Annotated in this window: 14 protein-coding genes; 8 read left to right on the plus strand and 6 right to left on the minus strand. The window is 34.1% G+C overall.

Going from position 1 to position 23,109, the window contains the following annotated elements; translation table 11 throughout:
• Nucleotides 1-152: 152 nt before the first annotated feature.
• The 5 genes from ASC72_RS08550 (at nucleotide 153) to ASC72_RS08570 (ending at nucleotide 7,109) form a co-directional block, all read left to right on the plus strand.
• Nucleotides 153-674 carry a YceI family protein gene (locus ASC72_RS08550; RefSeq protein WP_056189731.1) on the plus strand — a complete coding sequence of 174 codons (522 nt, stop codon included), beginning with the start codon at nucleotides 153-155 and terminating at the stop codon, nucleotides 672-674.
• Nucleotides 675-779: 105 nt separating this feature from the next.
• On the plus strand, nucleotides 780-1,379 hold the full coding sequence (locus ASC72_RS08555; RefSeq protein ID WP_056189733.1) for a TetR/AcrR family transcriptional regulator: 600 nt from the start codon (nucleotides 780-782) through the stop codon (nucleotides 1,377-1,379).
• 13 nt (nucleotides 1,380-1,392) lie between these two features.
• Complete coding sequence (locus ASC72_RS08560) at nucleotides 1,393-2,727, plus strand: TolC family protein (RefSeq protein ID WP_056189736.1); 1,335 nt, start codon at nucleotides 1,393-1,395, stop codon at nucleotides 2,725-2,727.
• Between the two features lie 9 nt (nucleotides 2,728-2,736).
• A complete protein-coding gene (locus ASC72_RS08565; protein WP_056189739.1) occupies nucleotides 2,737-3,804 on the plus strand; it encodes an efflux RND transporter periplasmic adaptor subunit in 1,068 nt (355 codons plus the stop codon).
• A gap of 128 nt (nucleotides 3,805-3,932) precedes the next feature.
• Nucleotides 3,933-7,109, plus strand: coding sequence for an efflux RND transporter permease subunit (locus tag ASC72_RS08570; protein ID WP_056189742.1), 3,177 nt, complete (start codon nucleotides 3,933-3,935; stop codon nucleotides 7,107-7,109).
• 413 nt (nucleotides 7,110-7,522) lie between these two features.
• Here ASC72_RS08570 and ASC72_RS08575 read toward each other — a convergent pair whose 3' ends face one another.
• The 6 genes from ASC72_RS08575 to ASC72_RS08600 all read right to left on the minus strand — a co-directional run bounded on the left by ASC72_RS08575 (nucleotide 7,523) and on the right by ASC72_RS08600 (nucleotide 19,551).
• On the minus strand, nucleotides 7,523-12,700 hold the full coding sequence (locus ASC72_RS08575) for a T9SS type A sorting domain-containing protein (RefSeq protein WP_056189746.1): 5,178 nt from the start codon (nucleotides 12,698-12,700) through the stop codon (nucleotides 7,523-7,525).
• A 105-nt stretch (nucleotides 12,701-12,805) separates the two neighbouring features.
• Nucleotides 12,806-13,243 carry a retropepsin-like aspartic protease gene (locus tag ASC72_RS08580; protein WP_056189751.1) on the minus strand — a complete coding sequence of 146 codons (438 nt, stop codon included), beginning with the start codon at nucleotides 13,241-13,243 and terminating at the stop codon, nucleotides 12,806-12,808.
• The gene (locus ASC72_RS08585) at nucleotides 13,195-15,858 is read right to left on the minus strand and encodes a CHAT domain-containing protein (protein WP_056189754.1); all 2,664 of its coding nucleotides are present in this window, start codon (nucleotides 15,856-15,858) and stop codon (nucleotides 13,195-13,197) included. Before ASC72_RS08585 ends, ASC72_RS08580 begins: the two co-directional genes overlap by 49 nt.
• A 137-nt stretch (nucleotides 15,859-15,995) precedes the next feature.
• Entirely contained in the window at nucleotides 15,996-17,948 is a 1,953-nt protein-coding gene (locus ASC72_RS08590) for a PKD domain-containing protein (protein ID WP_056189757.1), read from the minus strand.
• Between the two features lie 111 nt (nucleotides 17,949-18,059).
• A complete protein-coding gene (locus ASC72_RS08595) occupies nucleotides 18,060-19,049 on the minus strand; it encodes a hypothetical protein (protein ID WP_056189760.1) in 990 nt (329 codons plus the stop codon).
• A 202-nt stretch (nucleotides 19,050-19,251) separates the two neighbouring features.
• Nucleotides 19,252-19,551 carry a hypothetical protein gene (locus ASC72_RS08600; protein WP_056189763.1) on the minus strand — a complete coding sequence of 100 codons (300 nt, stop codon included), beginning with the start codon at nucleotides 19,549-19,551 and terminating at the stop codon, nucleotides 19,252-19,254.
• Between the two features lie 128 nt (nucleotides 19,552-19,679).
• Between ASC72_RS08600 and ASC72_RS08605 the strand changes: the two genes are divergently transcribed.
• The 3 genes from ASC72_RS08605 to ASC72_RS08615 all read left to right on the plus strand — a co-directional run bounded on the left by ASC72_RS08605 (nucleotide 19,680) and on the right by ASC72_RS08615 (nucleotide 22,958).
• Nucleotides 19,680-20,264 (plus strand): RNA polymerase sigma factor, encoded by a 585-nt coding sequence (locus ASC72_RS08605; protein WP_056189766.1) that lies wholly within the window; start codon nucleotides 19,680-19,682, stop codon nucleotides 20,262-20,264.
• Nucleotides 20,265-20,266: 2 nt separating this feature from the next.
• Nucleotides 20,267-20,992 carry a tetratricopeptide repeat protein gene (locus ASC72_RS08610; RefSeq protein WP_056189770.1) on the plus strand — a complete coding sequence of 242 codons (726 nt, stop codon included), beginning with the start codon at nucleotides 20,267-20,269 and terminating at the stop codon, nucleotides 20,990-20,992.
• Nucleotides 20,993-21,296: 304 nt separating this feature from the next.
• Nucleotides 21,297-22,958, plus strand: coding sequence for a S41 family peptidase (locus ASC72_RS08615; RefSeq protein WP_056189773.1), 1,662 nt, complete (start codon nucleotides 21,297-21,299; stop codon nucleotides 22,956-22,958).
• Nucleotides 22,959-23,109: the final 151 nt, after the last annotated feature.

Below are 23,109 nucleotides of genomic sequence, written 5' to 3' on the forward strand. Positions count from 1 at the left end.
CCCGTTAAAATTATTTTAAAAAAAAACTTGGAAACTTGTTTGGTGTTTAGAGTTTCCTGTTTATATTTGCATTTTTAAATGGAAACCCAGAACACTGTAAAAGTTTCCTTAAGAGGTTTAAAAGATTTATAAACCAAACAAAACCAAATAATATGAAAACAACATGGACCTTAGATTCTAGCCAATCAGATGTTTTGATTAAAATGAGACATTCGATTATTGCCTACTTAGGAGGAACTACAAATAAATTTGACGGTTATGTTAATATTGAAGACAATGAAATTGAAGATGCTTCAGTCGAATTTTCATTAGATATTAACAATAAAAATGACAGTTTTCAACATGTGGATTCTCATATGCAGTTGAATGATTTATTCAATGTAAATGAGCATCCAATTATCAGTTTTAAATCGACATCCTTTCAGAAAATTAATGACAACATCAATTTTTTCAAAGGAGATTTGACTATAAAAGATGTTACTAAAGTAGTAGAACTTGATGCAGAATTTATTGGTGTTCACTCTTACAACGGGCAAAAGAAAGTTGCTTTTGAAATTAAAGGTGATATAAAACGTCAGGATTTTGGTTTAGATTATAATGCACTTAACTACAATGGTGGTTTGGCATTAGGGAAAGACATCAAACTTATCGCAAATTTAGAATTTAGCATATAAATCTTACTTAATGAATAAATTAATGTAAAATTATTACAAATATAATGGAAACTATTTTTAAGATTTTAGTTTCCTAATTATATTTGTAATGCAATTTGAATTAAAATGAAAGAGAAAATCATATCAAAAGCGAGTGAATTATTTTTAAGACTCGGTTTTAAAAGTGTTACGATGGATGATATTGCAGGTGAAATGTGTATTTCTAAAAAAACGATTTACAAATATTTCTGCAATAAAGAGGTGCTAATTGAAGAGAGTACTTCAATGGTTCATAAACAAGTTCATGAGGTTATTGATACCATTGTTGCAAAAAATTATAATGCGATTCATGAGAACTTTGAAATTCGTGAAATGTTTCGCGATATGTTTAAAAATGCAAGTGATACTTCACCTCTCTATCAGCTGAAAAAACATTATCCGGAAATCTATCAAAATGTAATGACACACGAAATAGATCAGTGCAATCATTATTTTAAAGATAATATCGTAAAAGGAATAAGTGAAAAATTATACAGAGCAGATTTGAATATTGATATTTATGTGAAATTTTATTACACCCTTATTTTTCATATTAATGAAACAACTGTCTCTGAAAGAGAAGCTCAAAAAATAGAATTAGAAGCTTTGGAATATCACACCAGAGCTATGGCAACCGAAAAAGGAATAATCGAATTAGAAAAACAACTTAAAAAAATTAGTACTTAATTAATCAATCTATATGAAACGAATAATTCTTATATTTTTGTGTTCAATTGGCTTGACTGCCAACGCACAAGTCAAAACCCTAACCTTAAAAGAGGCACTTACATACGCATTGCAAAACAAAGCGGATGCTAAAAAATCTAAACTACAGGTTGAAAATAGTGAGTATCAAATTCAGGAAATTCGCTCAAAAGCTTTGCCACAAATTTCAGGTAATGCGAATTTAACCTATAATCCAATTCTACAAACCAGTGTAATCGATGGGGGATCTTTTGGTCAGCCGGGAACTTCTATTCAGGCTACTTTTGGTCAAAAATGGACTTCCGGAGCTGGAATTTCTTTGAGTCAGGCATTGTTTGATCAGTCTGTTTTTACAGGATTAAGAGCAGCCAAATCAACTCGTGAGTTTTATCAAATCAACGATCAGTTGACTGAAGAGCAGGTTATTGAAAGAGTTGCAAATAACTACTACGGAGTATATGTGCAACGCGAAAGATTAATTTTATTAGATAGTAACTACGTTAATACTACTAAAGTTCGTGATATCGTACAAGGGCAATTTGACAACGGTCTGGCTAAAAAAATTGATTTGGACCGTATTATTGTAAAAATGTCAAACATTGATACAGAACGTCAACAAATTAAAAATCAAATTACTTTACAGGAAAATGCATTGAAGTTTTATATGGGTATGCCAATTGAAACTCAAATAGAGATTCCAAAAGAAGAATTTGAGGTAGTTCCTGCTGCATTAACTGAAGTTCCGAATGTTGAAAACAGAACAGAATATTTGCTTTTGAAAAAACAAGAAGAGCTTTTAGTGTTCAATAAGAAAGCTACTGAGGCGCTGTATTATCCAACATTAAACTTGGTTGCAGGTTATAATTATATTGGTCAGGGTCCTGAAATGCCTCTTTTTGCTAAACCAAAAGATGGAGTATACTGGTCTGATTACTCTTCAATTGGATTGAATTTACATGTGCCAATCTTTACAGGTTTTGGAACCCGTGCTAAAGTAAGGCAAGCAGATGTTCAAATCAGATCGCTTCAGGAAGATATTAAAGACACCAAACTTTCATTGGATCTGGATTACAGAAACGCAATGGCTCAAATTGAGAACAACCTTATCACGATTAATAATCAAAAGGAAAACATGCGTTTAGCTAAAGAAATTTTAAGCGATACAAAAAACAATTACCTTCAGGGATTGGCATCATTAACCGATTTATTGGATGCTGAAAACGAATCTCTTGAGGCTCAAAATAATTTTACAAGAGCAATTTTAGATTACAAAATTGCTGAAATAACACTAATCAAATCGAAAGGCGAACTAAAAACTCTTATTAAATAACTAATTACAATGAAGAAAACTATTATAACAATCGTAATCATAATCGCAGCCTTAGGGGTGATGGGATATGTCTTAAATAATAATAAGAAGGAGAATAAAGCAAAAACAGATATCGTTGCTGAAAAAAATGCTGCAGTTTCAGTAAAAATTTCTCCGGTAAAAACAGAAGAAGTTTCATTAGACTTCGTTGCAAATGGAAACTTCCAACCAATTCAACAACTTACTTTCTCTGCTGAGAAATCAGGAAAAGTAATCAGTGTTTTGGCAAAAGAAGGAGATTACGTAAGAGTGGGTCAAACATTATTGACAATGAGAGGTGACGTAATCAATGTAAATGCACAACAAGCACAGGCTGTATATGCAAATGCAAAATCGGATTATGCGAGATATGAAAATGCTTTTAAAACGGGCGGTGTTACAAAACAACAATTGGATCAGGCAAAATTAACCTTAACAAATGCTCAATCTAGCTTAACCGAGGCAAACATTAATGTTGGAGATACAAGAGTAAAAGCGCCAATCAACGGATTTATCAATAAAAAATATATTGAGCCAGGATCCATCTTGACAGGAATGCCGGCAACTGCATTGTTTGATATTGTTAATGTTTCTAAATTAAAATTAGTAGTTACCGTAAACGAAAATCAGGTTGCAAGTTTAAAAGTTGGAAATACTATCAATGTAACTGCTAGTGTTTATCCTGACAAAACTTTCTCCGGAAAAATCACTTTTATTGCTGCAAAAGCAGATGAGAGCTTAAACTTTCCTGTTGAAATTGAAATTGCAAACAACACCAATAATGACCTGAAAGCAGGTATGTACGGAACTGCAAATTTTGCTTCGAACCAACAAAAACAACATTTGATGGTTGTACCTAGAAATGCATTCGTAGGAAGTGTAAGCAGCAACGAGATTTTTGTAGCTGAAAACGGTATTGCAAAATTGAAAAAAGTAACCGCTGGAAGAATTTTAGGAGATCAGGTAGAAATCATCAATGGATTATCTGATGGCGAAAAAGTAATTACTACTGGTCAGATTAACTTACAAGACGGTAACAGAGTAGAAATTATTAAGTAAGCTTTAAGCTATAGGCAATAAGCTTTTTAAAAAAGCCTATAGTTTACAGCCTAAAGTCTAAAACAAAATATGAAATTAAACCTTAAAGCTTAAAGCATACAGCCTAAAGCCTATAGCATTAAAAAAATATGAAATTAGCCGAAATATCCATAAAACGTCCGTCGTTAGTAATTGTATTGTTTACAATTCTGACACTTGGTGGATTGTTCAGTTACAGCCAGTTAGGTTATGAGCTGATCCCTAAATTTGAGCAAAACGTTATTACAATTTCTACCATTTATCCCGGAGCTTCTCCAAGTGAGGTAGAAAATACAGTAACCAAGAAAATTGAGGATGCGATTGCGTCTTTAGAGAATGTCAAGAAAATTGACTCGAAATCATACGAGAGTTTGTCTATTGTTTCGATTACATTGACATCAAATGCAAAAGTCGATTTCTCATTAAATGATGCGCAACGAAAAATCAATGCGATCATTAGTGATTTACCAGATGATGCTGAAACGCCTTCGTTAACCAAATTCTCGCTGAGTGATTTACCAATTATGACATTGGGTGCCAACGGAAAAATGGACGAAGCAGAGTTTTATGACTTAATTGATAAAAAAATTGCCCCTATTTTGTCTCGTGTGCAAGGTGTTGCTCAGGTAAACATTATTGGTGGTGAGGAACGTGAGATTCAGGTAAATCTTGATGCATTAAAAATGCAGGGTTACGGATTATCTATTCCACAGGTTCAGCAAAATATTTTGAGTTCAAATTTAGATTTCCCAACAGGAAACATCCAAACGAGAAATCAAAAGATATTAATTCGTTTAGCGGGTAAATATAAAAATGTTGAAGAATTAAGAAACCTGGTTGTTTCTTCTCAAAACGGAATTCAGATTCGTTTAAGTGATATTGCTGATGTTCAGGATACTCAAAAAGTAGCTGAGAAAATATCTCGTGTAGATCAAAAAAGTGCAATTGTTTTACAAATCGTTAAACAATCAGATGCAAATGCGGTTGCGGTAAGTGAGCAATTATTGAAAACAATTGCCACTCTTGAAAAAGATTATGAAAAGAATCATTTAAAGCTAGAAGTAGCAAAAGACAGTACAATCTTTACTCTTGAAGCAGCAGATTCTGTTGTTCACGATTTATTGATTGCGGTAATTCTGGTAGCATTTGTAATGTTGTTCTTCCTGCACAGTATTAGAAACTCGTTGATCGTAATGGTTTCTATTCCGGCATCTTTGATCGCGACATTTATTGGTATTTATTTAATGGGATATACTTTGAACTTAATGAGTTTATTAGGACTATCTCTGGTGGTTGGTATTCTGGTCGATGACGCGATTGTGGTCCTCGAGAATATTTATCGACATATGGAAATGGGTAAAAGCCGAATCCGTGCATCATACGATGGAACTGCAGAAATTGGTGGAACCGTAACTTCGATTACCTTAGTAATTGTGGTGGTATTCTTGCCTATCGCGATGAGTTCTGGTTTGGTTTCTAATATTATTACACAATTCTGTGTTACGGTAATTATATCAACTTTACTATCACTTTTAGCTTCATTTACTATTATTCCTTGGTTATCATCTCGTTTTGGTAAATTAGAGCATATTGAAGGAAAGAATTTGTTTGGAAGAATTATTCTTGGTTTCGAAAGTTATTTGACACGTTTCACTAACTGGGTTTCTGAATTATTGACTTGGTGTTTAGATCATTATATTAAAACTATTTTAGTTGTTTTGGTATTGTTCTTTGGATCAACAATAGGATTAATGGGCGGAGGTTTCATCGGTGGAGAATTTTTCGCATCTTCTGATAGTGGAGAGTTCTTAGTTCAAATCGAAATGCCAAAAGATGCTTCGTTAGAACAAACGAACTTCATGACTCAAAAAGCAGAAGCTTATTTGAAAGCTCAGGAATATGTTCACAGTCAAATTACAACAGTAGGACAAACTTCTGAAGGTTTTGGAGCATCACAAGCTACAGCTTATAAAGCGGAGATTGACGTAAAAATGATCGAACAAAAAGATCGTACGGATGATGCAAATGTTTACGCAGCGAAAATCAAACGTAAACTTGAAAAAGTATTAGTTGGAGCAAAAGTAAAAACGGTTCCGGTTGGTATCCTGGGTACTGCTGAAGATGCAACTTTAGGATTAATTGTAACTGGTCCTTCGACAGAAGCGGCTATGGCATTTGCTAAATTAGCAGAAGCAGAATTACGTACTATTCCTGGAACAACAGAGATCAAATTAACAGTTGAAGATGGTAACCCTGAAATTAACGTAAAAGTGGATCGTGATAAAATGGCTGCTTTAGGATTAACACTTCAAACAGTTGGTTTAACGATGCAAACCGCTTTTAGTGGAAATACAGATGGTAAATACAGAGCCGGAGAGTATGAATATGATATCAACATCAGATACAATGCATTCGACAGAAAAAGTATTACGGATGTTAGTAATTTGATTTTCATCAACGCAGCTGGTCAACAAATTAAATTATCTCAATTTGCAACCATTACAGAAGGTTCAGGACCTAGCCAGTTAGAGCGTAGAGATAAATCAGCTTCTGTTACTGTAAAAGGACAAAACGTTGGGGTTCCTTCAGGAACAATTGTAACACAATGGCAAGCTAAGTTAGACAAACTTCAAAAACCAGCAGGTGTAAACTATATCTGGGGAGGTGACCAGGAGAATCAATCTGAAGGTTTTGGTACTTTAGGAATTGCTTTATTAGCCGCTATTATTTTGGTTTATCTGGTTATGGTGAGTTTATATGACAGTTTCGTTCACCCGTTTGTGGTATTGTTTGCAATTCCGCTTTCATTCATTGGTGCGATGTTGGCATTGGCTTTAACAAATAACTCATTAAACATCTTTACCATTTTAGGTATCATCATGTTGATTGGTCTGGTGTGTAAGAATGCGATCATGCTTGTCGATTATACCAACCAAAGAAGAGCAGCTGGAGAATCAATCAGAACGGCATTAATTCAGGCGAATCACGCTCGTTTGCGTCCGATTTTGATGACTACAATTGCGATGGTATTTGGTATGTTCCCAATTGCATTAGCATCTGGAGCAGGAGCAGAATGGAAAAACGGTTTGGCATGGGTAATTATCGGAGGATTAATTTCTTCTTTATTCCTAACCCTGATTGTGGTTCCGGTTATTTATAACATCATGGAGAAAATCATTGCTAAAGTTAGCAAAGGAGATAAAATCGATTACGAAGCTGAAATGGTTGCAGATTATACGCCAACCGAATTAAGTGAAGACGGTTTTAATCCTAAACATACCCATTAATTGTTGATTTAATTTTAGATTGAAAAAATCCCAAATTCCGAAAGGAGTTTGGGATTTTTTATTGTTTCCAAACGAAGCATCAGCTTGGAATTTGGACTCGAGCGCTAGCGAACAGGCGAAGCAATTTCTTTTATTGGAATTTAACTCCCCTTATTTCTTCGCATTTGACTGTTTTTGTTTTGCATTCTGATTTCAATTTTAACAAATAAAGCCCTGAAAAAACATTTGACAAATCAATTTTAGAGTAATCAACTTTTCTGAATAAGAATAGTTGTTCTTTATTTTCAATTTCCGTTCTTGTTTGACATACAATTTAGATTGAAAAAATCCCAAATTTCCAATTAAGGAGTTTGGGATTTTTTCATTTTTATGAGTTCTTAATTTGGAATTTAAATATTGGAATTTAACCTCTATTATTTCTTCACAATTTTGACTGTTTTCGTTTTGCCTTCTGATTTTACTTTTAACAAATAAACCCCAGAAGAGACATTTGATAAATCAATTTCAGAATGCTCACTATTTATTGTTTTAGATAAAATAGATTGTCCAAAAGCAGAGACTATTTCAATCTCATCAATTATAGTATTATTGCTTATCGTTAAATTATGCAATACTGGATTTGGATAATATTTGAAATTGGGAAGAACAAAATCAGGTGTTGAAAGGGATCCATTCAATTTTACGGTTACTGCAAGACGTTCTTTGCTTTCAATTCCGTTTATGGTTTGAGAGGCATAATAAGTTGTTCCGTCGACCAAAACTGTTGATAAAGGTAGCGGAGCTTCTTTTGTTTTACTTGTGCTTCCATCCGTGATATTTAAACTCATATACCATCTGATATTTTGTCCATTAACAACTATGTCTGCTAAAGTTAGTCCGGGTTTTAATTCGATTACGAACTTGTTTAAACCATTTATTACGGGCGAAGGAGGGTCAACCAAAACATTTATTGTCGATTTGCATCCATTTAAATCAGATGTAACCACAGTATAAGGGCCGGGAGCTAATTGCGAGAAAACATTGTTTGATGAAAATTTATCCAAGTCGGGAGATATAGCAAATTTGTAGCTGCCAGCTCCACCAAATGCCTCAATAGTAATCGTTTGGTTCTGAACGGTTATCCCGGAAATTAATGGTGAAATAGGTTCTGTAATAACAACTTGATGTGTTGCCATGCATCCATTAGCATCTTTAACTGTTATATTGTGGACACCAGCATTCAAATTAGAAGAAGTTATACTATTTCCAACAACACTCATAAAAGCTCCATTGTTTAGAGAATAAGTATAAGGGGCTTGACCAACAGATACATTAGCCGTTATCGAACCATTAGTTTCGCCTTTACAACTAATGTTGGTAGCTGTTGCAGTAATTACAGGAAGATTTGCCTGCTTAATTGACGCAGTGAGAGAAATTATAGTGTTTTTATAATCACGAACTTTTATAGCGTAATTTCCTGGTAAATAGGTTGAATATACATTTGAATTTCTATAAGTTACACCATTGTCAAATGAATAATAATAAGGCTGAAAGCCTCCTGTAGCATTTACGGTTATAGTTCCGGCATTAACACAGTTTGTAGCAAGAACGTCAACAGTGGCAGAAAGTGGAGGTGTCGGAATAACGTTAAGGCCTGATATAATGTAGCCACATCCGTTTGCATCTGTAATTTGTGCACCGTAAAGCCCCAGAGGAAGTCTGGCGAATACTCCATTGTCTTGTGGACCTGCAACTACAACTCCACCTTTATCCTGTAGAAAATATTGATAAGGAGCAGTTCCACCTTTTGCATTTACGACTATGGACTGATCATTAACAGGGAAAGCAGTTGCTGATAACGCTTCAACGGGTTCGGTTAAAGCAATAGTTGTTGTAGAAAGACAGCTATTGGCATCTCTAAGGGTGATAATATATGTACCACTACGTAAATTTGTAAAGGTATTTGTGGCGTTAAAAGCATTCCCATTTATAGAATAACTGTAAGGGACTTGTCCTCCAATGGCGATAGCTGTTATGATTCCTGTATTATCACCTTTACAAAGTACATTTGAAGTAACAGCTGCTGTAACAGAAGGTGCACTTATCTGAGTTATTGCTGCAACAATTGGGCGTAGGTTATTGGCTGAATCTCGAACCGTTATGGTATAAGTACCCGGTGCCACATTAAAAATGTTTGAAGAAACATAATTAACGCCATCTAATGAATATTGATAAGGAGCTATGCCTCCCGAAGCCGTAATATTTATTGTTCCAACAGGATTAACGCATGTTGCTGATGTTGTGATAAAAGAAACTAGAAGAGCATTAGGATTACTTGCTATTTCAATATTTGTTTTTGAGTTTATACATCCGTTTGCATCTTTTACCTGAATAGTATATAATCCGGCCTTTAGACCTGTAAAAACATTAGACGTTTGAAAAGGACTAATTGGTAATCCAGAATTGTCTGTAATAGAATAGACATATGGAGCAACTCCGCCTGTAGTGGTAACTGTTATTTCCCCATCATTATTACTTGCGGTTGTATTTGTAGTAGTAGCAGATATAAAGATAGCTTCAGGTTGTGTTATTCTTATATCTGATGTAGTAAGACAGCCGGCAGCATCTTTTACATTTAATGTATAATCTCCAGCAGTTAAAGAACTAAAAATAGTACTTGAACTGTAAGCGCCATTATCTATCGAATACAAATAAGGAGCTATTCCTCCTGTTGCAATTATTTCTGCAGATCCATCATTAGAGCCAATGCAGCTTACATTTCTATAACTAACAGAAGTTGTTAAAGGAGAATAAGGCGGAATTATAAAAGTATTTGTCTTTGTATTATTATTGGCATCTTTCACAGTGGCATTATACGTTCCTGCGATAAGATTTGTAAAAGCGTTAGTGGCTTGGTAAGTTGTCCCCCCATCTATAGAATAGGAGTAAGGTGACAGACCTCCAGCAGCAGTAATTGTAATTGCGGCATTGCTTTCACAATCTATTGTTTTTGTAATAGCTATTTGAGATGTTATAACAGCAGGGCCGGTCATATCAAAGCCTATTCCAAAACCAAAACACCCTAAGGAATCATATACTGATATATAGTTAAAGTCTCCACCAAGGTTAGGAAAAACATTATTAGTTTGTAATTCACCATCATTTAGAGAGTAAAGGTACGAACCGCTTCCTCCTATAACATTTATTATACTTGCAGTTTTACCTTCCAGAACACCTTTGCCAATCATTCTGGCTGGCTCTTGTATTACATAAGGTAAAATGAAGATACAGCCGTAAGCATCTTTTACTTTGATCGTATAAGTTCCAGCTTTAACATCAGTGAATTCATTGTTGTTGGTATAAATGTCATCTTTTAGTGAATACTGATATGGAGCTTGCCCACCGGCAGCATTAACTATTACTGGAACGAAACTTCCTCTGCATACTATTGGTGTATGTGAAGCAGTTGCAGTTAATGTAACAAGCGGATCTATAACTATTATATTTACGTCTGAAACGGCTGGAGAAGTATCTTGTACATTTACAGTATATGTTCCGGCAGCTAAATTATCAAAAACATTACTCTCTTGATAGGTTATACCTCCATCTATTGAATATAAATAGGGAGCTTTTCCTCCATAAGCAGTAACAGTTATTTGTGCATTGCTATTACAATTTATTTGTTTAGTAATAGCAGCTGTCGAAATTAAAGTATTTTCATTTGCAATTACAGCCGAAAAACTCCCGTGCTCACAATTATTTGAATCCTTTAATCTTATAGTATGAATTCCGGGTTTTACATTTGTAAAGACATTGTTGGTTTGAAAAGTACCGTTGTCGATTGCATATTGATAGGAGCCAGTTCCTCCCTTTACATCAATAACCGATATAGTTTGACCTTCAATAAGAATATCACCAGATACAATTTCTGGCTCCGAAATTACATGAGGTAACGCTGTTATACAGCCATTAGCATCTTGTGCTTTAATAAGGTAATTTCCAGCTTTAAGTTTTGTAAAAACAGTACTACTTGTATAAGCGCCGTCATTTATTGAATATTGAAAAGGAGCATCTCCATTTGCGGTTATTGTTAATGATGAGGTTTCACCCGCACATAGTATTGATGTATTTGCAGCTGTTATAGTTGATTTCTGAGCAGGAATTATTGTTTTTGTTATGGAAGGAGATAAACATCCTTTACTGTCTTTTACAATTATAACATAAGTACCAGGATTAGGAGTGCCAAAAATACTAGAAGAGATAAAAGTCACTCCGCCATCAAATGAGTAAATATAAGGCGCTTTTCCTCCTGTTGGCATAGCGGTTATTGTTCCTATACTGCAATTTGTTGGGTTTGTAACAAGAGCAGTTGCAGTTAAAACAACAAGCGGATTTATAGTTATTGCAGTTGGATTTGAAATCGTATTTACCGCGTCTTTCGCAGTTATAGAATACGTTCCAGGAATTAAATTACTAAAATTATTATTGACTTGAAAAGGTCCGCCATTTAAGGAATAAGTATAAGGAGATTGTCCGCCAGCAGCAGCTACAGCTATTGATGCATTACTATTTGCGGTACAATCCATTTCCTTGGTAATAACAGCTGTTGTAGTTAAAGCAGGTAAAATAGTTGCCTGAACAGTTGCAATACAACCGTTAGAATCTTTTACCATAAAAATATGGTTTCCAGGTGTTAAGTTTTGAAAAATTGGACTTGACTGATAATTAACTCCATCAAGGGAATACTGATAAGTTCCTGTTCCTCCTGACACATTAATAATTGCCGTTTGATTTTCAATAAAGGCTGTAGCAGTTAAAATTTGTGGTTCCAGTATCTGAACAGTATAAGGCATTGTTTGACAACCTATAGAATCTTTTAAGATTATAGTGTGTGGACCCGTTAATAAATTAGTAAAATTGCCCATTGGGCTACCATTAGTCACGGTAAAAGGCCCGCCATCTAAACTATAAGCGTAGGGCGTTTTACCACCTGATGGAATAACTTGTATTCTTCCATCCTTCGAACCAAAACAAGTGTAATCTGTTTTTAAGGCTGTCGCAGTAAGTGGCTGTATAGGATCCACAACTTTTGTAGAAGTTACTATACAGCCATAATTATCCTTAACGTATAAAGTGTAAGATCCTGGACTTACATTATCAAATGTACTCTCTGATTGGTAGTTAACTCCGTCTAGAGAATATTGATAAGGTAACCTACCTCCGGCAGCACCAATAGTCAATCTTGAATTTCCACAGACTGGGTTTGTAATATTGCCGTAAGCAACATTTAAAGGATAATTCAAGATCACAAGAAAAGAATTCATATAACTGGCCCCACCGCTAGTATTTATTCTAACATGAATTTGTAGTGAACTTTCATTGAAAACAAAATGTTTCGGATCTTCAAGTGCATACTCATCATTTGCCGCATAAGTATTTTTTGTGTAATATTTAATAGTAATCGTTTGATTAGGGGCTATATCTTTAGTCAATTCAGCATATCGACTAGTTAAATCAAAAGTATTATCACCAGCACAGTGTATGATACTGCTAATCTGAGCATAAAATAAAGAAGGCAACAAGAAAAGAAAACAAAGTAAAGTTTTTTTCATAGTATTAGATTTGTTAAAATGGACTTAACAAATATAATACAATAAATATTGTTAAAATTGAGGTTTCCCGTAAATACATAAAAATTTGAACCTAAAGTGAAACCTTCATTTCAAATACAAATAATGATTATAATAATCTATAATAGCCTTACCTTCCAACAGAACATCCGCACCTATAATACCGTGAACTGCTTTTGCTTTATAAGCTTCCAAAGCTTCATTGACATGCGAAAGATCAAAAATAACAATACTAAAATCCTGATTTTTCCAGCTTCCCAATTGTAGTAAATTGTTGCCCGAAATTTCAGTTTTCATTCCAGTTCCGCCGGCACCTGATGCTTTGGTTTTAGATTTTTTTGAAGAGATTTCAAAACGTTCCATACTTTCAAAACCAATACACGTGTTGGACGCTCCGGTATCTAAAATAAAATTCCCCAAAACACCATTGATTTTGGCTTTTATTAAAAGATGCTGGGTTTTGGTGACTTTGAATTTTATTTTTTTGTATTCCTCTTTTTTGAGAACCTTGTGAAGATTTTCCATTTTTGATAATGATTGAAAACCAAAAATAAACCAATTACAGTCAAAAAGCTAATGATGTAATAGATATAATTATTTGATTTTTCTTCAGGTGAAATGGAGCCGTAATACACAAATGAACTCCAGTAATAAGGTGATTTCTTTGCATTCGGAATGGATTTATCATTCAAAAAAGCAATTTTGGCATCGGCATTGGCTTCAAAATAAGGAACATCATTTTTGATGTTTTTATAGAAGTCAGTCATAAAAACTGATGTTGTATAGTCGTTTACCTTCCATAAAGAAAACAGTAAATTCTGAGCTCCTGCAAACTGAAACCCTCGCGCTACACTCATCGCACCTTCTGCTTTATACAATTTTCCGATTCCGGTTTCGCAGGCACTTAAAACTACTAAATCCGGATTGATATTAAGGTTATATAATTCTGTATATAAAATTTCCTGATCATAAAATTTAATGCTTGCAGGAGTTTCAATATCGCCCGAAGAGGCGTGCGTACTCAAATGCAAAATCGAATAATTTTGAGCATTATTTTTGAAATTCGAAAAACTTGCTTCCGAATTTTCTAAATATTTTCCCCTGAAGTTATTTCGGATTGATTCTAATTCTTTCTTCGAATAACGCAATTCATAAGCTGTTTTTTCGAAAACAGGAAAAACGCCCAAAACTGTTTTTTCTGAATTGGAATTTGGTTTTGAATTCAAATAAAAATTAGCCGAAGTATTATAAGCAATCTTAAAGTCATTCAACAAATAATGCATTTTGGCAAAATTGGTTGTTGATGATTCGTGAGTAATCAAAGCTTCAAAAGGAAGGAAATTTAAAATTCCGTCAGGAATGATTAAGAGATTTTTATAAATAGCATTTTGTGGCAATTGCAATAAATCGTAGACTTTTTTACCATAATAGTTATAACCTGAAATATCATTTGTAATGGCATCTGAAGTATTAAAAAAGTCAATAAATTTCATAATATCGAACATTGCTCTGTGGGCTGTGTAAGTATGACGTAGCGTGATTCGATCATTGTTCAAAGTGAAATAAAACAAATTTTCATTTCCCATAAAATAATAGACCATAACGGCTTTGTCTTTTTCTAATTTTGAGAACAAAGCTTTTAAATCACATTTCTCAGGAACAGAATTTGGATTTTCAAACTGAATTTTCTTCAGCGAAATCATTAATTCGTTTTGCTTTTTTAGTGTCGAATTAATTTTTGAAATATTAGCCAAATTTCCTTTTTGTTGTTCCTTTAAAATATTATTATTTAAGTTTTGAAGTTGTTGTAAAAGCTGTTTTTCTTCTGTGGAAGCATTTTTAATATTTAAGCGATAATCTTTTAATATTCCCGATTTTGTTTTTTCTGATAGTTGAAAAGCTTCTTTTAAATATTGAATTTTGTTTTCTGCCTGATACAAACGTTCGTAAATCGAGAGACATTTTTCAGTTCGATTACGATTTCTGATTTGAGTAATAATTTTAGAATTTTCATACACCAATGAATTCATCAATAAATCTTCAATGTAAAAGGAAAGTTCAAAGGCTTTTAATGCTTTTTTAGGTTGTTTGAATAATGAAATTTCTGCTTGTAAATCGAGAGCATCTATTAAAACCGTTTCTGCATATAACTGATTTTGATTTGGAAGTATGTTTTGAGTATTATAATTCGGAATCAAAATTCTAAAAATTTCCGAAATCTGTTTTGTACTTTCATCCTCTTTTCCTTGGTCAAAAAGTAATAACGCTTTTTCATAATACAGTTTTGCAACTTTTCTGGGTTGCTGATTTGGTATTGTAAAAAAGAGTTTTTCTGCTTTTTCGAAATAAGAAACAGCAATTTCAAGTGGATATCTTTGACGATTAAGTGCCGCCAGATTTCGATAAGAATTAGATAAAGCTTCCGATTGTCCCTTCTCATTCTTGAGATAATTTTCGGCCGACTTAAAAGCATTTTCGGCCTTACCATAAATCTCCGGGGGCATTAAATTTCCTCCAAAACTTAACAAATAATTATTTCCGAGATTATTCTGTAAAATTCCTTTTTGAGGATTTGATAATTTTTCTGTTTTTAAAGTATTTTCCAATAATTCAATCGCAAAAGAAATCTTGCCAGAACTTTGATAAACATTCGATAAATTCAAAATCGCAGCAAATTTTTGTTTTGCTGCGTCAGGATAATTTTTAGTAGTATTGACGATAAAAAAGTATTGCTTAATCGTATTTTCGGCGTTGTCATAATCACCTAAAACAGTATATAAATTACCCAAAGGTTTCAGGCAATATTCAATAATATCATAATTAGAAAGTTGCTGCTTCTGATAAATCTGCCAGGCTTTTTCATAACTCGAAATCGCTTTTTCCGTTTGTCCGAATTGATTTTCATAATACGCTTTATTGCAGTTTAAAACCACAATTGCCAGCAAGCCGTCTTTGGTTTTCGGAGCAGTATTTTTCCAGAAATCAGCTTCAATTTTGGAGAGATTTTGTAACGCTTTCGCGGAAGGATGAGCAACAAAAACATCGACCGTATTGTATATTTTATCTTCAGAAGAAATAGGTTTCTGCCCGAATAAAATCATAGTAGAGAAGATGAAAATATAGCAATATAGTTTTGTCATTCTTTGAAATTTCCGCCCCGAATTCACGAATTTTATTTATTAAAAAGGATAATAATAATTCGTGAATTCGGGGCTAATTTTTTGATAAATTCTGTGTATCTCTGCGAAAACCTCCGTGTAACTCTGTGGTATAACCCTTAAAACTTCCAAATCCCATAAAACTGGAAATAATTAAAATTCTGTTCAAAGTTTATTACATAACGCACACCCAAACTCGGACCAATCCTCGCGAAACCTGCTGTTAAATCCAATAAAAGACCGGTTTTAAAATCAGCAAAAGAGTTTTTTACCGTATTGGCTGATGTGGTTGTGCTGATTAGAAAATTTTCTTTGTCGCCTTCAAAAGTCTCTACTTTTATATTCTGATTTTGTTCTTCAGAGACATTGATATTCGCCTGAATTCCCGCACCAATTCCGATATAATTATTAATGTTGTAGCGAATCAAAAGTGGAACTTCCCAATTGACGTTTTTGTTTTCAGTTGCTGTTGTTGTCCGAACCAATTGTCTTACTCCGTTTGCGTTTGTATTTATTACATCTTCCACTTTAAGGGCACTATCATATTTGTTTAAGGCATTTACCCATTCCGCCTGCCAATAAAAACGATAGGATTTAAAAGGTGAAATTGTGGCGCCCACAAAATAACTCGTCGATTTTTCTAAATCAGGATAGAGATTGTAACCTGCTTTGGCTCCAATCGAAATTCCGGGTAAGAAGCGGGTAGTAGCGTAATTGGTAATTATAGGCTCGTTTTTATCAAAAATAATCGCAGTCCGGCTTCGGGTTTTTACTTTATGAAAATCCTCGGCAAACTTCATCGAATATTTTACAAACCCTTTGGTTGAATCTTTTTCGTGTACGTTTTTCTGCTCGCTTCCCGGTAAATAAATATTTTTGAAAGTAAAGAAAATCTGTTTTTGTTTGATGATGGTATCTAGACAACTTACCATTGGTTCTTCCCCTTTTGGGCAAATTGGACATTTAGGGTACATGTCTTCAATCTGAAATGTTTTTTTATCAAACATATCTGGAATATCCGTTTCTAACCGAATCATTCTCGCAGGACCTTCGCCGTTGTTTTGAAAACGGGTTTTGAAATTCACTCTTTTAAAACGCACCAATCTGTAATTCATAAAACTTCCATTAGATCCCATTTTGTTCGGATCGTGAGAAGTGACAATTTCCATTTCCAGATTTTTTATTTTGTGATTTTTATAACTTCGATTCGGAACAAAAATTCCACGCATCGTAACTGTTGCGCTGGTATCTTTAATCATTTCCGGCGTAGTTTTAAACGTATAAAAAATATTGTGTGTTTCTCCCGGATTGGCATCATCAAATTCTAAAATCGAAACATTATGATAGGTTTTATTGGCGTCTAATAACGAAGCATCCAAATCTTCTTCGGCAGTTGTATTTCGGTATTTTTTGAGTTTGATTGTGTTTTCGGCGGAAGCCAGATAATTTTTAGAATCGTCCAGATCATCGACGGAAGCAACAGGGTTTTCTTTTACTTCACGTTCGTTGGCATAGGTTCGAAAATCGACCAATTCGAAATTATTGTTTTTGAATTGCTTCTCATTATAAAACAAATACAGCTTTCCGCTCGCAACATAATTCTCCAGATTTTGATAACCTACTACGACTACCATTTCCTGTTCCGGAATAGGATCGCAGTTTTTGATAATCGCAAATCCGTTCTGATCTTCTATTGACGCTATGTCTTTATAATTGGTATCGGTAATATCGTTTATAGCTACTTTTTTAGGTCGCGTTGCAGGTGGTTTTCCGTTGTCGTAATTGTTGGTTACGGCAAGTTTTGTGGTATATGTTCCTTTGTTTTTATAAACATGTTTCGGTTCGGCTTCTTTGCTGTAATGGCCGTCGCCGAGTTCCCATAAATAAGAATAACTTGGTTTTGGCGCACCCGCAATCGGAATCAAAGGCGGCGTTTCTGGCTTAAAAGTAACGGCATTTCCGTTTTGGATAAAACCAATAGTGGCTCTTCGGGTTATGGTGTCTTTTACTTTGGTTTGTCCTATTGAGAAAATAGAAAATAGAATAAAGAAAATAGACGTTAGTGGTTTCATAACTAGAGGTTTTTTAGCTTTAAAATCATCTGAATTAATTTCAAAACAGGTTTAAATGTAAAAAAAAGTGATGAGCAAATCACCACTTTTTCTTAAAAAATATTTTGTAAGTTACTGAATAGCATTGATTGCAGCCACCAGTTGCGCTTCAGTACCCACTACAGTTTCAGCAAGTGTAAAGGTATAAACATCGTTTGCAGCAACGGTTACGGCTTTTATTGCGTAACGCCAATTGCCATTATCTTCGGTCGCAAAAATCACGTGGCATTTTAAACCAACCGGAATTTGACCGTAATGTTCGCTGAATAATCCGGCAGCAGTGTAAGTATCTAATTTGGCCAATGCATTTTTTCCTTCTCCATCATAAGACAAATAAACGGCACTATTGTTATTGTCATAACCATCAGGAGCATCTACAAGTAGGGTTGTTTTAGGTCTTGGGTCGCTGTAGAAACGATCCACATTTGTCCATCCAAAGTTTCCAAAAGTCACATAATAATTGTTTCCTTCGCCCTGAACGCCACCTTTTCCACCCGTTCCATCAGCATTTGGTTTATTGGCATCTCTCCAGGCTAATTCTCCTTTTTCGTCGATTACACCTGTCCATAAAGTCATGGCATTGTCAAGACCATCTGTTAAAACAGTCGGAATCATCATATTCATAGTACAGGAATTTTGAAGTTCAACGCCGCCCTGTGTGGCTTTAATGAAGATTTCACCTCCGGAAATTAACAAGTTTTTCTTTCCGTCAGCTGTAATTCCCATTGTTGGTTTGTTGGTTACCAACATATTTCCTTTGTCAAAAAGTTCGATGTATTCGATGTCTACAGTTCCTGTTACCGGATTCCCATTTTTGGTTAAACAATTTCCGTTGATGTTTACTTTTACTCCTTTTGCAGAGGTAAAGGTTACGGCCCCGGCTCCGGCTGTGATGGTAAAGTTTTGTGTATTTCTTTTAACTCCTTTTTCGCTAATACTTTTAAAGGCTGCCGAAGTTGGAGGCGAAATAATAATGTCATCGCCATCGCTGCTAGTGTCGCAACTTACTAAAGTGATTACTAATAAAAATAAAAGACTGATAGTTTTAAATTTTGTGTTCATGATTTCTGGTTTTTATAAATCTGTCTTGATTCGTTTCAAGTGGTTTTCAGATTCTGATTGTTAATGTTAATTTTATATTCCTATATCAATTCGGGTTTGATATTGTTACCCTTATTTTTAAAATTTATTTTTCGGCTTGTTTTATATGGTTATATCAACTCACTATTAAAATTGTTACCCCTGTTTTTTATTTTTTTTTAATTTATGCGGAAAGGCATTTGTCTTCAAAGAGATTTCCGTCTTCGTCGACAGCAACCAATATGTTTTTCTTCCGCGAAAGCGTAATTATTAGATACAACCAGATAAATGACCAAAGTCCAAATGTGAGACAAGTCAAAAAGAGATGAAAAGAATGTTTGATGGCTTTTTTTTCTTTGGATAAAACCACATAAGGCAGCTTCTCGTTATGCTCGATAACCACAAAACCATTTCGTTTTTTGGCCGAAATCATTTCGTAAAACTGATCCAGATTTTTATTGTTTGTAAATTGATACATTTCCATTTCTCTTAATTTTTTATGGTTTTAAAAGATTATTGTACCGTTATATCAATTTGATTGAGTAATTGTTACCCTTGTAAAAGAGATTTAATTCAGATTCTTTTTCTAAATTAGCTATCAAAAAGTTTTTTATGGGCGCAAATAAAATTCATCCTGACCAAATGTATATTGAGGGGCTTGCTGCAAATGATTCGGCAATCATTCAGTCTATATATAAGAAGTTCGTTCCAAAAGTTGTTTTTTTCGTCATGAATAATTCCGGCGATAAAGAACAGGCGCAGGATATCGTTCAGGAAGTCATGATTTTGCTTTTTAATCAGGCGAAAGCCAACACATTAAAACTAACATGCCCGTTTGATGCTTACTTTTTTTTATTGTGCAAAAGGAAATGGCTCAATGAGTTTAAAAAAAGATCTAATAAAGGGGTAACAATTAATGAAGATGTGGTATCTATGAATGAATCTGCATTGGATTTGATTGGACAGACAGAAGAATTTGACGAAAAACAGCAACTTTTTGATACTATGTTTCAGAAATTGGGAGATAAATGTCAGGAGCTCTTAAAACTAAGTTTTTCAATTAAATCGATGGAAGAAGTTGCTGAAAAACTCAACGTTACTTACGGCTATGTCCGTAAAAAGAAATCGTTGTGCGTGGGTCAGTTAACGCAGTGGATTCAGGAAGCGAAAAATTTTAATTCTCTAAAAAACAATTAGTCATGAACGAAGAACGCTATATATTATTTGATCAATATCTTCAAAGCGAAATGACTGCTGCTGAAAAAACTGATTTTGAAAAACAGTTAGCAGAAGATCCGGAATTTGCATCAGAATTTGAAACTTTCAAAACTGTTCAACTCCAATTGGAAAACAAATTTGGATTTGAAGCCGAAAGAGAAGCGTTTAAGGAAAATCTGACTCAAATTTCAGAAAAGCATTTCAATAAGAATAAACCAAAAGTGGTATTGATGCGTCCGTGGTATTATGCAGTGGCGGCCTCGATAATTATTTTATTTGGATTATTCTTTTTTGACTACAATCAGAATCCGTCTTTTAATGATTACAATCATCCGGGACAAGCTCATTTTACAGAAAGGAGCACTACCAATGTGCATTTATTACAAGCCGAAAAAGCTTTTAACACCAGAAAGTTTAAGGACGCCATCCCGTTTTTTGAAGTAGCTTTAAAAGAAGCCAAAACACCGGAAATTCAATATTATTATGGAGTTTCTTTACTAGAAACTAGTGAATACAAAAAAGCTGAAACTGTTTTTAATGAATTGAAAACCACAAGCCCTGTTTATAAAGACAAGTCACTTTGGAATTTAGCTTTAATCAAATTAAAACAAAAAGATTATAAAGGCTGCAAGCAAATCCTGCAAACCATTTCTCAGGATTATGAGGATTATGATGAAGTTCAGGAGCTTTTAGATGCTTTAGATTAGGGTTGTTTCATAGAGATACACGGAAAATTATACAGAGATTCGCAGAGTTTAAAATGCTTTGCGAATTTTTTTTAGCCACAGATTAAAAAGAGATTATAGATAAAGCTTTGTGATCTTTTACAATTATAATAATAGCAGATCAAATTAAACCTTTATGAATCTCTGTGAAAACTCTTTGTGCACTTTGTGGTATAATCCATTTTCTTTACGTAAAACCGTAACACTATTCGGATTTTAATACTTACTTTCGGATTTATTTTATACCAAAACCACCCAAAACGATCTAAATTCTAACCTTTATTGAATGAAAAAAATTACCCTCTTTTTTCTCTTAGTTCTTTCACAAATCACTTTCGGCCAGGCCAAAATTTCAGAAACCGAGAAACTTGTTGCAACTTGTAAAGTTTGGGGTTTCTTAAAATATTATCATCCACAAGTGGCCAATGGCAATTTTAATTGGGATCAACAACTTTTGGATATTTTGCCTAAAATAGATAAAGCACAAACTAAGGCAGAGTTCTCTTTAGTTCTGGAAAACTGGATTGATGATTTAGGCGTTGTGCCAGAAATAGCACCAATTGCACCACCAAAAGATGTAGCGTATTTTGATAAAAACTTTGATTTATCATGGGTTAAAAGCAATAAATTATTTTCGAAAAAACTTTCAAAGAAATTGAAATTTATAGAAGATAATAGATTTCAAGGGGAGCAGTTTTATATTTATGGAGAAGAACATGTTGGGAATGTCCATTTGAAAAATGAAAGTTATAAACATCCGGACTTTGCAGATAAGAATTCAAAACTTCGAATGGTATTTATGTACTGGAATCTGGTAGAATATTTTTTCCCGGATAAATATCAAATGGATCAGAAATGGGATACAACTTTAGAGAAAATAATACCGCTTGCGATTCAGTCGGAGAATCTGGATGATTTTTACCTGACAATGAAAAAAATGGTATCCAGAATTGATGACAGTCACACAGAATTCTTTATATATCCATCTTCGACAAATCCTAAAATAAAACGATATTTTCCTGCTGACGGAAAGATAATTGATGACAAACTAGTGGTTACAGAAATTTTGGGCGATAGTCTGGCTCAGGCAGATGATATAAAAATTGGGGATGTAATTACTAAAATAAATGATAAAACAATAAAAGAGATTATCTTAGAAAATAAAGACTTGATTTGTGCCTCTAATGAACCTGCATATTTAGATAAACTGGTTAAGAATATTTTATTAAGCAGTTCAGATATTGTAAAAGTAGAATTTTTAAAAAATGACAAGTACATTACAAAAACGATGACATGGTTTAATTATCATGATTCTCACCGAAATGAATTTAAAAAAGGAGCACAGAAAAAGAAGGAAAAATTTAAGCTTTTAGATAGTAATATTGGATATGTTAATATGGAAGTTATAAAACCCAGACATATCCCAGATATGATAGGAGTCTTAAAATCTACTAAAGCAATTGTTTTTGATATGAGAAATTATCCAAATGGAACTTTTGAAGAAATATCAAAATTTATAAATCGTAACGAAAAGGAATTTGCCATTTATACACGTCCAGATTTAAGTTATCCCGGAAGATTTAAATGGAGCGACGGCAGCACGAGTGGTTTTGACAACAAAGATTATTATAAAGGGAAAGTAATTGTATTACTAAATGAGGATTCGATAAGTCAATCAGAGTGGACTGCAATGTGTTTTCAAACTTCAGGCAACACAACCATTATTGGAAGTCAAACGGCCGGCACCGATGGAAATGTTTCTCAATTTGATTTTGAAGGATTTCATACTTTATTCTCAGGAATTGGCGTGTTTTATCCAGACAAACGCGAAACCCAAAGAATTGGTATTGTTCCGGATATTGAAGTAAAACCAACGATAAAAGGAATTCAGGAAGGAAAAGATGAGGTCTTAGATCGCGCTTTGACTTTTATTGAAACTGGGAAATAACGCGTATTTGTCATCCTGAGGAACGAAGGATCACACGCGTAACTCGACAAAGATTGGCGAATTTCTTTGCGGAGCTTCTTGTGTGATCCTTCCTCCGTCAGGATGACAACATTGAGTTCAAACAAAAAAATCCGCGCCAAATCCGCGCTTT

Origin of the sequence: Flavobacterium sp. Root420, from assembly GCF_001427905.1 — a bacterium.
Lineage (GTDB): Bacteria > Bacteroidota > Bacteroidia > Flavobacteriales > Flavobacteriaceae > Flavobacterium.

What these genes read in the sequence shown, in the direction of transcription:
- ASC72_RS08590 (WP_056189757.1), bottom strand. Translation starts at nt 17,948, where the DNA reads ATGAAACCACTAACGTCTATTTTCTTTATTCTATTTTCTATTTTCTCA.
- ASC72_RS08560 (WP_056189736.1), top strand. Translation starts at nt 1,393, where the DNA reads ATGAAACGAATAATTCTTATATTTTTGTGTTCAATTGGCTTGACTGCC.
- ASC72_RS08610 (WP_056189770.1), top strand. Translation starts at nt 20,267, where the DNA reads ATGAACGAAGAACGCTATATATTATTTGATCAATATCTTCAAAGCGAA.
- ASC72_RS08605 (WP_056189766.1), top strand. Translation starts at nt 19,680, where the DNA reads ATGGGCGCAAATAAAATTCATCCTGACCAAATGTATATTGAGGGGCTT.
- ASC72_RS08600 (WP_056189763.1), bottom strand. Translation starts at nt 19,551, where the DNA reads ATGGAAATGTATCAATTTACAAACAATAAAAATCTGGATCAGTTTTAC.
- ASC72_RS08550 (WP_056189731.1), top strand. Translation starts at nt 153, where the DNA reads ATGAAAACAACATGGACCTTAGATTCTAGCCAATCAGATGTTTTGATT.
- ASC72_RS08570 (WP_056189742.1), top strand. Translation starts at nt 3,933, where the DNA reads ATGAAATTAGCCGAAATATCCATAAAACGTCCGTCGTTAGTAATTGTA.
- ASC72_RS08615 (WP_056189773.1), top strand. Translation starts at nt 21,297, where the DNA reads ATGAAAAAAATTACCCTCTTTTTTCTCTTAGTTCTTTCACAAATCACT.
- ASC72_RS08580 (WP_056189751.1), bottom strand. Translation starts at nt 13,243, where the DNA reads ATGGAAAATCTTCACAAGGTTCTCAAAAAAGAGGAATACAAAAAAATA.
- ASC72_RS08595 (WP_056189760.1), bottom strand. Translation starts at nt 19,049, where the DNA reads ATGAACACAAAATTTAAAACTATCAGTCTTTTATTTTTATTAGTAATC.
- ASC72_RS08565 (WP_056189739.1), top strand. Translation starts at nt 2,737, where the DNA reads ATGAAGAAAACTATTATAACAATCGTAATCATAATCGCAGCCTTAGGG.
- ASC72_RS08575 (WP_056189746.1), bottom strand. Translation starts at nt 12,700, where the DNA reads ATGAAAAAAACTTTACTTTGTTTTCTTTTCTTGTTGCCTTCTTTATTT.
- ASC72_RS08555 (WP_056189733.1), top strand. Translation starts at nt 780, where the DNA reads ATGAAAGAGAAAATCATATCAAAAGCGAGTGAATTATTTTTAAGACTC.
- ASC72_RS08585 (WP_056189754.1), bottom strand. Translation starts at nt 15,858, where the DNA reads ATGACAAAACTATATTGCTATATTTTCATCTTCTCTACTATGATTTTA.